The 14884-nt window shown below is 44.5% G+C and carries 8 protein-coding genes and 2 pseudogenes; 5 read left to right on the top strand and 5 right to left on the bottom strand.

What is annotated here, in order from left to right:
- Positions 1-70 precede the first annotated feature (70 nt).
- Both FM019_RS21145 and FM019_RS21140 read left to right on the top strand, forming a co-directional pair.
- Positions 71-721 (top strand): annotated as a pseudogene (locus FM019_RS21145) (IS3 family transposase); the annotation flags it as partial.
- 75 nt (positions 722-796) lie between these two features.
- Positions 797-1561: pseudogene (locus FM019_RS21140) on the top strand (IS3 family transposase); the annotation flags it as partial.
- 50 nt (positions 1562-1611) lie between these two features.
- Here FM019_RS21140 and dnaJ read toward each other — a convergent pair.
- The 3 genes from dnaJ to grpE form a co-directional block, all read right to left on the bottom strand.
- On the bottom strand, positions 1612-2754 hold the full coding sequence (gene dnaJ, locus FM019_RS14550) for a molecular chaperone DnaJ (protein WP_143836661.1): 1143 nt from the start codon (positions 2752-2754) through the stop codon (positions 1612-1614).
- 143 nt (positions 2755-2897) lie between these two features.
- Positions 2898-4826 carry a molecular chaperone DnaK gene (gene dnaK / locus FM019_RS14545; RefSeq protein WP_143836660.1) on the bottom strand — a complete coding sequence of 643 codons (1929 nt, stop codon included), beginning with the start codon at positions 4824-4826 and terminating at the stop codon, positions 2898-2900.
- Between the two features lie 107 nt (positions 4827-4933).
- The gene (grpE, locus tag FM019_RS14540; protein WP_143836659.1) at positions 4934-5551 is read right to left on the bottom strand and encodes a nucleotide exchange factor GrpE; all 618 of its coding nucleotides are present in this window, start codon (positions 5549-5551) and stop codon (positions 4934-4936) included.
- Between the two features lie 211 nt (positions 5552-5762).
- Between grpE and FM019_RS14535 the strand changes: the two genes are divergently transcribed.
- Positions 5763-9119 carry a PAS-domain containing protein gene (locus tag FM019_RS14535; protein ID WP_143836658.1) on the top strand — a complete coding sequence of 1119 codons (3357 nt, stop codon included), beginning with the start codon at positions 5763-5765 and terminating at the stop codon, positions 9117-9119.
- Here FM019_RS14535 and FM019_RS14530 read toward each other — a convergent pair.
- On the bottom strand, positions 9105-9743 hold the full coding sequence (locus FM019_RS14530; RefSeq protein WP_143836657.1) for a response regulator: 639 nt from the start codon (positions 9741-9743) through the stop codon (positions 9105-9107). The genes FM019_RS14535 and FM019_RS14530 overlap by 15 nt on opposite strands.
- 91 nt (positions 9744-9834) lie before the next feature.
- A complete protein-coding gene (locus FM019_RS14525) occupies positions 9835-12171 on the bottom strand; it encodes a TonB-dependent receptor (protein ID WP_143836656.1) in 2337 nt (778 codons plus the stop codon).
- A gap of 211 nt (positions 12172-12382) precedes the next feature.
- Here FM019_RS14525 and FM019_RS14520 point away from each other — a divergent pair, with 211 nt between their 5' ends.
- The gene (locus FM019_RS14520; protein ID WP_143836655.1) at positions 12383-13678 is read left to right on the top strand and encodes a GntP family permease; all 1296 of its coding nucleotides are present in this window, start codon (positions 12383-12385) and stop codon (positions 13676-13678) included.
- Positions 13679-13688: 10 nt separating this feature from the next.
- Positions 13689-14876, top strand: coding sequence for a homoserine O-acetyltransferase (locus FM019_RS14515; protein ID WP_143836654.1), 1188 nt, complete (start codon positions 13689-13691; stop codon positions 14874-14876).
- Positions 14877-14884 lie beyond the last annotated feature (8 nt).

Here is a 14884-nt window from a genome sequence, read left to right as displayed (position 1 = left end):
TCAAAGAGCTTGAGAAGCAGCTAGCCGATACAAAAATGAAAGCAGATTTTTTCGAAGCGGTCGTGAACGTATTGGAAAAAGACCATGGAGTACGCGTTGTAAAAAAGCGCAAAGGCAAGTCATCCAGGAAAAGGTGATACCGGGATTGTCTGTCACCCAAGCTTGCAGCTATTTACACATCTCTCGCCAAGCGTACTATCAGCAATGGGTGACACAATTACGGCGTGATGAACATGAGGCACAAGTCATTGATTTTGTGCGCACAGAGCGCATGGTTCAACCGCGTATCGGTACACGAAAACTAAAATACCTTATGGCGTTAAAGCAGATGTTCATTGGTCGTGACCATTTGTTCCGGCTGCTTGGCGAACAACGTATGCTGGTATCGACCAAGCGTGCTTATCATCGCACTACACAAAGCCACCATCGTTTCCATTGTCATCCTAATCTACTCAAAGCAGGATACACAGCGACGCAACCAGAGCAACTATGGGTAGCCGATATCACTTATTTACCGACTCGCAATGGCGAGGCTTATGTCAGTCTTGTGACGGATGCATATTCACGCAAGATTGTCGGGTATCAGGTTGATGACAACATGAAAACTCACTCAGTAAAGCAGGCTTTTAGAAGAGCACTCAAGCAACGCCTGAAAAATGGTCAACTCGTTCATCACTCCGATAGAGGTCTTCAGTATTGTTCCAGAGAGTACCAGCAGCTCCATTCCAAATATGATGTGCAGTGCTCCATGACAGACGGATATGACTGTTATCAAAATNTACTCAAAGCAGGATACACAGCGACGCAACCAGAGCAACTATGGGTAGCCGATATCACTTATTTGCCGACTCGCAATGGCGAGGCTTATGTCAGTCTTGTGACGGATGCATATTCACGCAAGATTGTCGGGTATCAGGTTGATGACAACATGAAAACTCACTCAGTAAAGCAGTCTTTTAGAAGAGCACTCAAGCAACGCCTGAAAAATGGTCAACTCGTTCATCACTCCGATAGAGGTCTTCAGTATTGTTCCAGAGAGTACCAGCAGCTCCATTCAAAATATGATGTGCAGTGCTCCATGACAGACGGATATGACTGTTATCAAAATGCATTAGCTGAGCGAGTCAATGGTATTCTCAAAGGTGAATATCTTCTCAATAGACCAAATAACTTAGAGGATGCTAAGAAGNATCAGGTTGATGACAACATGAAAACTCACTCAGTAAAGCAGGCTTTTAGAAGAGCACTCAAGCAACGCCTGAAAAATGGTCAACTCGTTCATCACTCCGATAGAGGTCTTCAGTATTGTTCCAGAGAGTACCAGCAGCTCCATTCCAAATATGATGTGCAGTGCTCCATGACAGACGGATATGACTGTTATCAAAATCCATTAGCTGAGCGAGTCAATGGTATTCTCAAAGGTGAATATCTTCTCAATAGACCAAATAACTTAGAGGATGCTAAGAAGATGGTGGAAGAATCAATACAGATATATAATCAAAGAAGGCCGCATCTGGCCTTAAAATACAAAACGCCCGATGAAGTTCATCGAGCGCTTTAATGTGAAATAAGTGTCAACCTATTTCAGGACTAGTCACAATGAGTAGAACTTTAACCAGTCAAATCATCAAAAAATTTCTTCACGCCATCGAAGAAACCTTTCTCTTTAGGACGATATTTCGCGGCCTCATCGCCTTTGCCCATAGATTTATCAAGCTCTTCGAGCAATTCGCGTTGCTTGGCGTTGAGATTGACAGGAGTTTCTACAACGACTCTGCACATCAAGTCACCAACACTGCCACTGCGTACTGATTTCACACCTTTTCCACGCAATCTAAACATCTTACCCGTTTGCGTTTCAGGGGTAATTTTCAATTTCACTTTACCGTCTAACGTTGGGACTTCAATTTCTCCCCCCAAGGCTGCGCGGGTAAAGCTAAGCGGCACTTCGCAGTACAAATTATTGCTATCGCGAGTGAATATATTGTGCTCTTTGACATGCACCTGCACGTAAAGATCACCTGGAGGCGCACCATTCTCTCCTGCTTCACCTTCGCCGGTTAAACGAATGCGATCCCCGGTATCCACACCTGCTGGAACTTTAACAGATAGGGTTTTGCTCTTTTCTTTTCTTCCTTGGCCGTGACATTCACGACAAGGATCGGAAATAATTTTTCCGCGACCAGAACAGGTTGGACAGGTTTGCTGGACGGCAAAAAACCCCTGACGCATTTGCACTTGACCATTTCCGTGACAGGTTGGGCAAGTGGTGGGCTTACTGCCCGGTTTTGCGCCAGAACCATCACAGGGTTCGCAGGCCACCAAGGTCGGAACGCGAATTTCTACATTTTTACCGCGCACAGCCTCTTCAAGAGAAAGCTCTAAGTTGTAACGTAAGTCAGAGCCTTGGCGAGCACGAGATTGACGACCACCACGGCCTCCTCCACCACCAAAGATATCACCAAAAACGTCACCAAAAATATCACCAAAATCTGCACCGCCGCCAAAACCAGCGCCACCTCGGTTTGGATCTACGCCAGCATGGCCGTACTGATCATAAGCTGCACGTTTTTGATCATCAGTCAGGATTTCATGGGCTTCTTGCACTTCCTTGAATTTTTCTTCCATAGCTTTATCACCCTTAGTTCGATCAGGGTGATATTTCATCGCGAGGCGTTTATAAGCCTTTTTAATTTCACGCTCGTCAGCAGTTTTGCTCACTCCAAGCACTTCATAATAGTCTCGCTTCGACATATTGCTTGATTATCCTATTTGATGCCAAACACCAGTTCACTGTGCTTGAACTTAACCTATTCTGAACATTCAAAGGGCGCAGTAAGTAAAACTTCTGCGCCCTGTGACTAACATAACCTGCCTAAACAGGGCCAAACATCGGCTTATTTTTTGTCGTCTTTGACTTCTTCAAACTCAGCATCGACAACATCATCATCTTGAGATGCTTGTTCGCCAGTAGGTTGCTCAGCACCTTGAGCTGCACCTTCAGTTGCTGCTTTAGCTTGAGCAATTTCCATCAATTTGGCAGACGCTTGAATTAGCTCCTGAGTTTTAGCTTCGATTTCAGCTTTGTCTTCGCTTTTAACCGCTGTTTCCAACGCTTCTATCGCCGCTTCAATAGAGGCTTTGTCTTCTGCTGGCAAATCATCACCTGCTTCTTCCACTTGTTTCTTAGTACCGTGGATTAGACCGTCAGCTTGGTTGCGGGTTTGAACCATTTCTTCAAACTTAGCATCAGCATCTTTGTTTGCTTCTGCATCAGCCACCATTTGCTCGATTTCAGACTCACTCAAACCAGAAGAAGCCTGAATCGTAATCTTCTGCTCTTTGCCAGTATCTTTATCTTTAGCAGATACATGCAAAATACCATCAGCATCGATATCAAAGGTTACTTCAATCTGAGGCACACCGCGTTGTGCAGGGCGAATACCTTCAAGGTTAAATTGACCTAACGACTTGTTACCTTGAGCTTGCTTACGCTCACCTTGCAGTACGTGAACCGTTACAGCAGATTGATTGTCTTCCGCTGTAGAGAAAGTCTGTGATTTCTTCGTTGGGATCGTAGAGTTCTTCTCGATCAACGCTGTCATCACGCCACCCATGGTTTCGATACCCAATGACAAAGGTGTTACGTCTAGTAGCAATACGTCAGTAACATCACCGGCCAAAACACCACCTTGAATAGCCGCACCTGAGGCAACTGCTTCATCTGGGTTAACATCTTTACGCGGCTCTTTTCCAAAGAACTCAGTTACGTACTTCTGAACCAGAGGCATACGTGTTTGACCACCAACCAAAATGATATCGTTGATGTCTCCAACAGATAGATCTGAATCAGCAAGAGCTTGTTTAACAGGTTCAAGCGTCGCTTTTACCATGTCTTCAACTAGCGATTCCAATTTTGCACGAGTCACTTTAATAGTAAGGTGTTTAGGACCAGATGCATCAGCTGTGATATATGGAAGGTTAACTTCCGTTTGTTGCGCAGATGACAATTCAATCTTCGCTTTCTCACCGGCTTCTTTTAGACGCTGCATCGCAAGGGGATCTTTACGTAAGTCTACGCCTTGATCTTTCTTGAACTCGTCTACCAAATAATTAATCACGCGGTTATCAAAATCTTCACCACCTAGGTGCGTGTCACCGTTTGTTGCTAGGACTTCAAAGGTGTGCTCGCCTTCTACTTCATCAATCTCAATGATTGAAATATCAAAGGTACCACCACCTAAATCGTAAACCGCAACAACGTTGTCACCTTTTTTCTTGTCCATGCCGTAAGCAAGGGCAGCAGCTGTAGGTTCGTTGATAATACGTTTCACTTCTAAACCAGCGATTTTACCCGCGTCTTTAGTGGCTTGGCGTTGTGAATCGTTGAAGTATGCAGGAACCGTAATAACCGCTTCTGTTACCGGCTCACCCAAGTAATCTTCTGCAGTCTTCTTCATTTTCTTGAGGACTTCAGCAGAGATTTGAGGAGGCGCCATTTTCTCGCCTTTCACCTCAACCCAAGCGTCACCGTTGTCTGCTTTGGTGATTGCAAACGGCATAATGTCAATGTCGCGCTGGACTTCTTTATCTTCCCAACGACGACCGATTAAACGTTTGATCGCATACAAAGTATTTTGCGGGTTAGTCACTGCCTGGCGTTTCGCCGGCGCACCGACCAACGTTTCACCGTCGTTACTAAACGCGATGATAGAAGGAGTTGTGCGATCCCCTTCAGCATTTTCAATAACTTTAACCTTGTCGCCTTCCAAAACCGCGACACATGAATTTGTTGTACCTAAGTCGATACCAATGATCTTACCCATTAGCGTGTCTCCAATAATTCTTTAAAACTAAGTCTGTACCTTTTGTGGGGTTATTCTGACTTTTTTCAACATCAGAATGAAAAAAACACCCCAAAAAAACTGTTTTTTTAGGCTTCTACGTCTACGCCGCCTTCAGCCGCGCGTGAAACCATTACCATTGCAGGTCTTAATAAACGACCATTAATCTCGTAACCTTTTTGCATGACTGCCAAAACGGTATTTGGCGCTACGTCTGCACTTTCTTGCATTGACATGGCTTGATGCAACTCTGGATTAAAACTCTCGCCTTGTGGGTCTATCACTTTTAATCCAAATTTTTCGATGGTTGAAACGAAAGATTTAAGTGTGATGTCAACCCCTTCCATCATGGGTTTAATTGCTTCGTTATCTGGATCAGCAAGTTGTAAGGCCCTCTCCAAATTGTCTGCAACCGGAAGCAACTCACCAGCAAAACGCTCTAAGGCAAATTTTCTCGCTTTTTCCACCTCGCCTTCAGCTCGGCGTCGGGCATTTTCCATTTCTGCTTTCGCTCTAAGTACGGAGTCTTTTTGCTCCACAACAGTAGCTTCAGCCTTTAACAAAGAAGCTTGCAGTTCAGCAATCAGTTGTTGCTCTTCTGTCAGTTCAGTGTCCTGTGCTTGATTTACTTCTTCAACCTGCTCAGGTTGTTCGGTGTCAAGATTATCTTGTTCCGTTGCTTCGTTTGGCTGTTGGTCTTTACTCATGCCCTACTCCATCGCTCTGATATAACTAAATGAGTTTTCTAATTGCCGGTATTAATGGGGTTTGTTTTATTGGCTTCAAGGGGCAATTCCCTAGTTTTTTTATTGAATTAGGTTTTTCTTTATTAAACCTTTCATTTCACTGCTTTGCATATTGCCCTCAGGCCTGTAAAGTAGGCTTCAAAATCAACAGGATAGAGCTTTTATTGCGTAAATGTTTAGCATAACGGTTATATGGGCCGCACTGTTTTGTTATCTCATTTTCCTATTTATTCTGGGATTTTTGGGCGACAAATATTTATCTAAATCTAAACCTCACCCAGTGCTCTATTCATTGGCGTTGGGAGTACATTGCACGTCCTGGGCGTTTTTTGGCACAACCACCCAGGCCACACAATACGGATGGGGCTTTGTACCAACCTATCTCGGTGTGATTTTAGTTATGTTATTCGGGTATAAGGCTTTGCAGCATATTGCGCGCTTGTGTCGCGACAATAACATCAGCTCCCTTGCCGATTTTGTCGGCTTCCAATATCAACAATCCTATTCGTTAATGGCATTGGTTACTTTGTTGTGTTTTGTCGGCGTGATCCCTTATGTAGCCCTGCAATTGGATTCGGTGTCACATAACGTTGCGTTAATTACCGGGCAGCAGTCCGGACTTGCCAGTCTAATCGTTACCTTAACTCTTGCAATTTTAGCCGTATTTCTTGGTGCACGCTCGTACGATACATTCGAAAAAAAGCCAGGTTTGATGTTAACCATTGCCTTTGCTTCGCTGTTTAAAATTATCGCCATTACCAGCGTGGGGATTTTCGTTTGCTACATTTTATTTGACGGCATATTCGATTTACTGGGAAAAGCGCAAAACTCCGACAACGCACAAACGATTTTACGTGCTGATTCAGGAGTGTTCGTCTTTATCAGCCACATACTTCTTGGCGTATGCGCAATGTTCTGTTTACCCAGGCAGTTTCACGTGAATTTTGTTGAAAACAAGTCGGCACAAGAGCTTGAAACGGCTAGATGGGCATTTCCTGTTTACCTTGTCGGTATGGCTATTTTTATTTTACCCATTGGTCTTGCTGGGCATATGCTGTTCGAACCATCGATCGTATCAACAGATACTTACGCCCTCGCACTACCAATGGAAGCGGGTAACGCTTTTATATCACTAATCAGTTTCCTAGGCGGATTTGCTGCGGCAACAAGTATGGTAGTGGTCGCAACACTTGCCGTGGCCATCATGATCTCTAATAGCCTGATAACACCGGTATGGATAAAACTGACGCTATTGAACAAAGACCAAAGTCGCTTAACACCATCCGCTATTTTATTAATAAGACGACTAACCATTTTGTCAGTTTTAGCGGTGGCTTATTTCTATCATAGAGATGTTAGTTCAGGCTCGCCTTTGGTCAACAGCGGTATTATCGCCATGTCTTTGTTGGCGCAAACCTTACCCATGATTTTACTCGGGTTGTATTGGCAAAATGTGAGTAAAACGGCCGTATTGTCAGGATTGCTCGTGGGCTTTGTATGCTGGTGTGCGCTGCTATTGTGGCCCAGTATCACTTCTAGCTATTACTTTAATCCGATTCCAACGGATTTTGAGCTTGGCCGTGGATTCATTGTCAGCCTGTTTGCAAACATAATTTGCGTCTGCGCTGTATCTTGGTTAAGCCCGAAAAATGCACGGACAACGCACTTACGTCAAATCCGCCATCCTTCGTTGTTGTCTGGCAGCATCCCCACCGAAAAATTGTTGTCATTGACACAAAGTGTATTAAGCCACGAAGAACAATCTTTGCTTGAGCGGGAAGCGACTGAATTCGATCGTTCACCTTTTGCCACATCTGCATTCATTGCCAACGTCGAAAACCGCTTGGCGGGTAAAATCGGTGGTGCCAGCGCAAGAATACTCGTGTCAGCTTTGGCACAAAAAGACCAACAGACACTTCCTGAGATAGCAGAATGGGTTGAAGAAGCAACACAAACTTTTCAATTCAATCAGGAGATATTGCGCTCCAGCGTAGAGCATATAAAGCAAGGGATTTGTGTCATGGATCCAGACATGAAGCTGGTAGCGTGGAATCAGCAATACGTTGAGATGTTCAAATATCCAGAGGACTTTATCCGTGCTGGCGTGTCAATGATGGAAATACTAGAGTTTAATGCAAAAAGAAAGCTTTTTGGTGACGCTTCGAATAGCAAGCAGGAAATAGACAAGCGACTAAAGTTTACGCGCCAAGGTAGCCCATATAAATACGTGCGTGTGCAACCTAACGGACAAGTAATCGAGTTAAATGGAAGCCCTTTGCCTGGGGGAGGATTTGTCACAACCTATAGCGATATTACCGAATATATCGAAATACAAAATGCGCTAGAAAGCGCTAAAACCGATCTGGAACAACGAGTCGAACAGCGTACTGAGCAGTTAAACGAATCCAACCAAGCATTGGCACAAGCAAAATCCGTTGCAGAGAAAGCCAATGAAAGTAAAACTAAATTTTTGGCAGCAGCAGGTCATGACCTAATGCAACCGCTTAATGCCGCAAGCCTTTTTGCCCAATTGATCCAACAACAGGCGTCCAGCCAGGAAATCAGTCAATTGAGCCAATCTTTGAATGATTCGTTAAGTAGCGCTGAAGAGCTTTTGTCCTTGTTGCTCGACATGACCAAATTAGAATCGGGCGTACTCAAGGCAAAACACGAAGATTTTGCAGTGGATGATGTGCTTGCGCCATTGTTTGCAGAATTTTCCATTATTGCAGAGCAAAAAGGATTGAAGATCACGTACGTAAGATCACGAGCTGTAGTCCATTCTGATAAAAAGCTTTTACGTCGACTAGTTCAAAACCTGTTATCCAACGCAATTAGATATACCGATACGGGGAAGATTTTACTTGGATGCAGATTGACCTTTGATGCGGTAAAAATTTGCGTTTTGGATACTGGTACAGGCATTTCAATCACTAACCAAAAAGTGATTTTTGACGAGTTTAGGCAATTGGACAATGCGACATCACATCAAGGGTTAGGTTTGGGCCTGACGATAGTTGATAAAATTTCATCCTTGCTTGGCCATCCTGTTTTGCTAAATTCTGAAGAGCATAAAGGCAGTCAATTTGCGGTAGAAGTCAAACGGGTAAGCGGAAAATCAAGCAAAGTTCGGAAGATCTCAGAAAAACAAAAAGCGGGTTTGTTCTTGACCGGTAAATATATCTTGTTAGCAGAGAATGACCTGGCCACTCAAAACGCCGTGAAGCAACTATTGGAAAGCTGGGGGGCAGTTGTGATGGTTGCGAACACGCTTACTGATATTGATAAATTGACCACGCCAATTGATTTGATGCTGCTCGACTATCATTTGGATCGTGAACTGACTGGAATTGATATTTGTCAGGCGATGCGCAGTAAATTTGGTAGCACTTTATCGGGAATATTAAACACTGCAGAAAGAAGTGATGAAATTCGCGCTATTGCACAGCTTAACAACCTACAATATTTACCTAAACCGCTAAAAAGCGCCGCATTAAAACGTACCCTTAGAGCGCTATTGGTTCATTAACTGTTTAAACAGTACGCCAGCCTGAGTTCGATTATTCAAACCTAGCTTTTTTAAAATTGCAGAGCCATGCTGTTTAATGGTGGTCTCCTTAATGCCCAACTCATAGGCGATCTGCTTGTTTAGCAATCCATTCGCCATCATTTTTAACACCACAAGCTGCTGCGGGGTGAGTTGTTCGATATTCTTTGCAAACGCTGATTGCTCTGAATCAACGACCTGATCAAATTGTGAATGCAGGTGTTCTGGCACCCAGGATTGCCCATCTAAAATGGTGTCTATTGCGTGTTGAATGACGTCCAGAGAGCTGGATTTAGGGATAAATCCGACTGCACCTAGTTGCAATGCTTTTTGTATCATCACCGGCTGCTCAATCGCTGACACCATCACCACTAACACATCAGGGTGTTTTAAGCGTATTTGGCTTAAACCGTAAAGCCCATCGTTACCAGGCATGTTGACATCCAAAAATACCAGCTCAATGGTGTCATCCTGTTGCAGTTGCTCTAAGGTTTGGTGTAAATCAGCGGATTCAGCGATATCACCATCAAAACAAGCGCTGACTGCTTGACGCAAAGCAACCCGGAAAAGCGGATGATCATCAGCAATAAGTGATTTACATGACATGTCTAACCTAACTGTAAATGAATGGTGGATCTAGACAGGATAACAGAATAAAAAAAAGGGCGGCAAGCCGCCCAAACAACAACACAATGAATTAAAACGTATAACCGACCGATAAGTGGATCGTGCGCGGGTCGCCATAGTAGCCAATTAATGTATTATCACCGCCTAAACCTGGCGTGTATCGGCTTATATCATTTGGCGCTTCAGGATCAGGCGTCACGAATTGATATCCGCCGACCAAATACTCTTCATCAGTGAGATTTTTGCCATGTAATCCAATGTTCCAATGCCCATCATCGCTATACCAAACGATACTCAAATTCAGTAATCCGTAACCATCTTGGTTGAGCAGATTGTCTTGTTCAAATAAGCTGTAGTCATCGCGATAATAATAATTGGCATTGAACACCACATCGCCATTACCCGTTTGCATAATGTAATTCACTGCGAAGTTTGCTGTGGTCTCTGGGGTATTAGAAACAGAGAAGCGATCGGCAATATTGATTGGGCCATCAACCGTTTGTTCGAAGACTTCTTCAAATTCTGCGTCAATAAAACCAAGGGCCAAATCAAACGTTAGATTGTCTGATGCCGCATAGGTGATTTCTGCTTCTAAACCTTGGGCATTAGATTCGCCCACATTACCTAGGAATTGGTTCAGATCGGTAGTCGATTCTCCAGGTAAAACCGAAATGTATTGACGATCTTTGTGATCAAGCGAGAACAGCGTGACATTGGTTCTTAGCCGATCCGACCAATCCGCTTTTATCCCGACCTCAAAGCTGTCGACAATTTCAGGATCCGCAGCAGGTTCGTTTTGTGTGGCTCGGGGATTAAATGTTCCTGATTTGAACCCTTGAGAATAACTGGCAAAGACCATCATGTCATTGGACACCTGGTATTCGAGCCCTACCCTAGGTGTAAAGCGCGTCCAGCTTTGTTTGGCTGGTGCATCCAGTACATCATCTCCATCTGTGTCCGTACCCAAGACTTGCGGCACCAATTGACCGTCAGGCCTTACGTAACCCGGTATCCAGCCGGATGTGGGATAAACATTGTCGAAAATAAGACCATTAAAGACGTCAGCCTGCTTTTCTTCATCGGTGTAGCGGGCACCAAGCGTCATCGACAAATTATCTGCTAGATCGAAAGAGGCTTGAGCATAAACAGCAATACTTTCGCTATTGTTACAACCACTGACTTCCCGCGTTAGCCCTGGCGTTTGGAACGCTGCGCGTCCTAAGAAGCCAAGAATCGCTTCAAATTGGCCACATGACTCGCCGTCATAATAATAAATGCCACTGACTAATGATAAGTTGTCACTACGGTAATTCCCTTGCAATTCATGGGTAATATTCTCATCATCATAAAATGCAGGCACATCAAATATATCGAGTGCAGTATTATCAAAATCGATATTGGTTGGTGAATCGCTCTCCCTTGAAGAGCCGATATATTTGACTGAGAAGGTATCTGAAACATCCCAATTTGCCATCAAACTGATGCCTTCGATCTCAACTTTGTTGTAAGTCGGCAAACTGGTGTAAGAGTCATAGACGCTATCAGGTACTGGAGCATCGGTCAGCAAGCTGGGGAGGAGTCGAAATCCACCTTTTGAATTAGATTCATCGTCGGTTTTGTCCCAATTAAAGCGGAAAAACACATCTTCAGTGGGTCGAAATTCGAGGGTAATGCGCGCAGCAGTGACGTCTTTGTTGTAGTTTTCAGTGTCCTGATCTGGCAGTGCAGATTGCAAGAACGTGCCAAACCCATCACGATTTAAGCTGGCGAATCCGGCACCAATATAGAGTTTGTCTTCAATAATTGGAAATTGGCCTGTGACTTTGATGTCTCGCTGTCCATAGCTGCCCACCGTTGCTCGGACATTCGCTGTTGGGTCACCTGTCATCGCCTTGGTCACATATTTTATCGCTCCACCAATAGTATTTTTGCCATAAAGCGTGCCTTGCGGGCCTCGCAACACTTCGATTCTTTCCACATTCAACAAATCAAGCACAGCGCCCTGAGGCCTGGCAACATAGACATCATCAATATAAATACCAACACCAGGTTCATAGCCCCAAAGAGGATCTTGCTGACCTACGCCGCGAATAAATGCCGTAAGCGTAGAGTTTGTTCCTCGGCTGGTTTGTAGAGTTGTATTGGGTGAGAACTGGGCAATTTCGGTGATCACTGCCGCACCAATTTCATCGAGTTTCGCCTCGCCGACAGATGTGACAGAAATAGGTACTTCCTGCAAGGTTTCGACGGTTTTACGTGCAGTGACTTCGATTTTTTCTAACCCACCAGAGCTGGTCTGAGCGAAAACAAAAGACGGGCTAGACATCAGACTCAGTGTCAAGGCAACTGAGGCAGCTGTTTTAGTTCTATTTAGCGCTATATTCAAAGGTGTGTGCGTGGTTTTCATAGGGTGTCCTTTATTACACAAGCTTCGTTATTGTATTTGGTTTGTGTAGTCCAACTGCGGTCACAGTAACCCTAATGTAAATCAGTTTGTGAGGTTTTACCTTAGTACCATAGTACTATGTTGTTTTGCGCAAAAAAGTTGAACACTAACAACATGATGCAGTCTCCTGTGGTCGCAGAGTAAGTATCATAAATACAAATAAGGAATCAACATGCTAAGTCTCTTCGGTTTAATCGGCGGCTTGCTCCTGTTAATTGTTCTGACCATTAGAGGGATGAATCTTTTTATCGCTGCCCCTTTGTGTGCGCTCGTTGTGGCATTGACTAGTGGGCTTCCCATTTTTATTGGTGAGACAAACTTTGTGGAAACCTATATGCAAGGGTTTTCCGGGTTTGTTGCGTCATGGTTTTTCATGTTTTTGCTCGGCAGTTTGTTCGGCAAATTCATGGAAGACACGGGCGCGGCAGACGCAGTCGCGCGAGCAATAATTAATCGTCTAGGTAAGCAGCACGCGGTACCAGCGGTTGTTTTGGCTTGTGCAATTTTGACCTATGGTGGGGTCAGCGTTTTTGTCGTGGCGTTTTCAGTTTATCCCATGGCGTTGAGTCTGTTTAAAGACGCCAACCTTCCCCGACGTTTTATTCCAGCTGCACTGGCGTTTGGTTCAGTCACCTTCACCATGACGTCTGCAGGATCACCTGAGATCCAAAATTGGATCCCAATAAAATATTTGGGTACCTCTCCTTTCGCTGCATGGGAAGTCAGTTTGGTGGTCGCCATTTTCATGGCCACGATGGGATTCTGGTGGATCAAAAAAATGATCAATAAAGCCGTTGCCCAAGGTGAGACTTTTGAACACAAAGAGTATGATCCTGAAATACCAGAACGTGATTACCCCCACCCTATTACTGGTTTGATCCCCTTGCTGATCGTGTTGGTACTGTCGTTTACGTTTCATGAATCATTGCAACAAATGGCACTAATAGTTGCCTTGGGTGGTGGTGTATTGGCACTGATGATTATCAATTTCAAACACTTTCATAATATGTCCAATGCCATCAGCTTGGGCACAACTGGAGCACTAATCGCCATAGGGAATACCGCTGCGGTTGTCGGTTTTGGCACCATTGCCAAATCAACAATTGCCTTTCAGCAAGCCGTTGAAGTGATGACTCAAATTCCCGGTAACGAATTAATTGGTGCCGCCATTGCGGTTAGCGTTATTGCCGGTTTGACAGGGTCCGCGTCAGGCGGGCAAGCCATCGCTCTGCCCCTTGTTGGCCCTCATTACATGGATCAAGGTGTTGATCCTGAGCAACTACATCGGATCGTATCCATTTCATCAGGAGCACTGGATTCACTGCCCCACAATGGCTATGTGGTAACAACGATCCGCGCAATCTGTCACGAAACTCATCAACGAGCTTACTGGGCCGTTGGCGCACTGACTGTGGTTGTGCCGTTGATAGGCTTATGCCTGGCAATTGCACTATTTAGCTGGTTCTAAGGTGAAAAAGATGAAACTAAAAAGTTGTGTCAAAGGATTCTTTGTTTTCGCAATGCTGTTTGTGACCAGTGCACAGTGTCAGCAACTTGTTGAAAAACGAGTATTCTCAACTAAAAACTTTGTCACTTATGGCGGAAAAACCATCGCTGATGTCTCGGTTGGTTGGGAAAGTTATGGAAAACTTAATCAAGACAAGAGCAATGTCATTCTCATCACTCACTATTTTACCGGCACTTCCCATGCTGCGGGGAAATACCAACACGATGATGTCGCTGCCGGCTATTGGGATGCGATTATCGGCCCTGGCAAAGCCATAGATACTGACCGTTTTTTTGTTATCAGTATAGACAGCCTTGCCAATATAAATGTATATGATCCGAACGTCACAACGACCGGGCCAGCCTCGATCAACCCCGACACAGGAAAACCTTATGGATTGACTTTCCCCGTTGTCACTATCCGAGATTTTGTCAATGTGCAAAAGCTGGTATTGGAGTCTTTGGGTATCACAAATTTGTATGCTGTTGCTGGCCCGTCTATGGGATCCATGCAGGCAATTGATTGGGCGGTCACGTACCCTAACTGGGTGGAAAGAATGATTTCCGTGATTGGTTCTAGCGAGTCAGATGCTTGGACGACGGCCTTTCTCGAACACTGGGCCACACCGATAAAATTAGACAGCAAATGGAATGATGGAAATTATTCATCTGTAAATGCACCGCTAGATGGTCTTACCGCTTCGTTGATGTTGATCACGCAAAACGCATTAACACCAGAGTTTTTTAATCAGATTGGCAAAGAACAACTAGATTATAACGCCCTCGAAACTGGGCCTTTGAATGACATAAACACGCACCACAGTATTGTTGAATGGCTGAGAAGTCGCGCAGCATCACGTGCAAAAACGATGGATGCAAACAGTTTGCTTTACCTTGTAAGAGCCTGCCAATTGTTTCTCGCCGGGCACCAAAATGATATCAACTCGGCGATTGCCAAAGTAACAGCCAAATCGCTTTTTCTGCCGGCTAGCAAAGATTTGCTACTTATGCCCTATCACGCGCGCGCTACCCACCAAAAATTTATTGCGCACAAAAAGGTCTCAACGATTATTGAATATGAAGGACCTTTAGGTCATTTAGAGGGCGTTAGCGGTGTTTCACAGCATGCAAAGCATATTGAAGCGTTTTTACAAGAATAATGGAGTGT

It is taken from the genome of Aliiglaciecola sp. M165, from assembly GCF_007197995.1.
In the GTDB taxonomy this organism is placed as follows: Bacteria; Pseudomonadota; Gammaproteobacteria; order Enterobacterales; family Alteromonadaceae; genus Aliiglaciecola.
The sequence above is the reverse complement of the archived record's forward strand: the minus strand, read 5'-3'. Positions and strand labels throughout refer to the sequence as shown.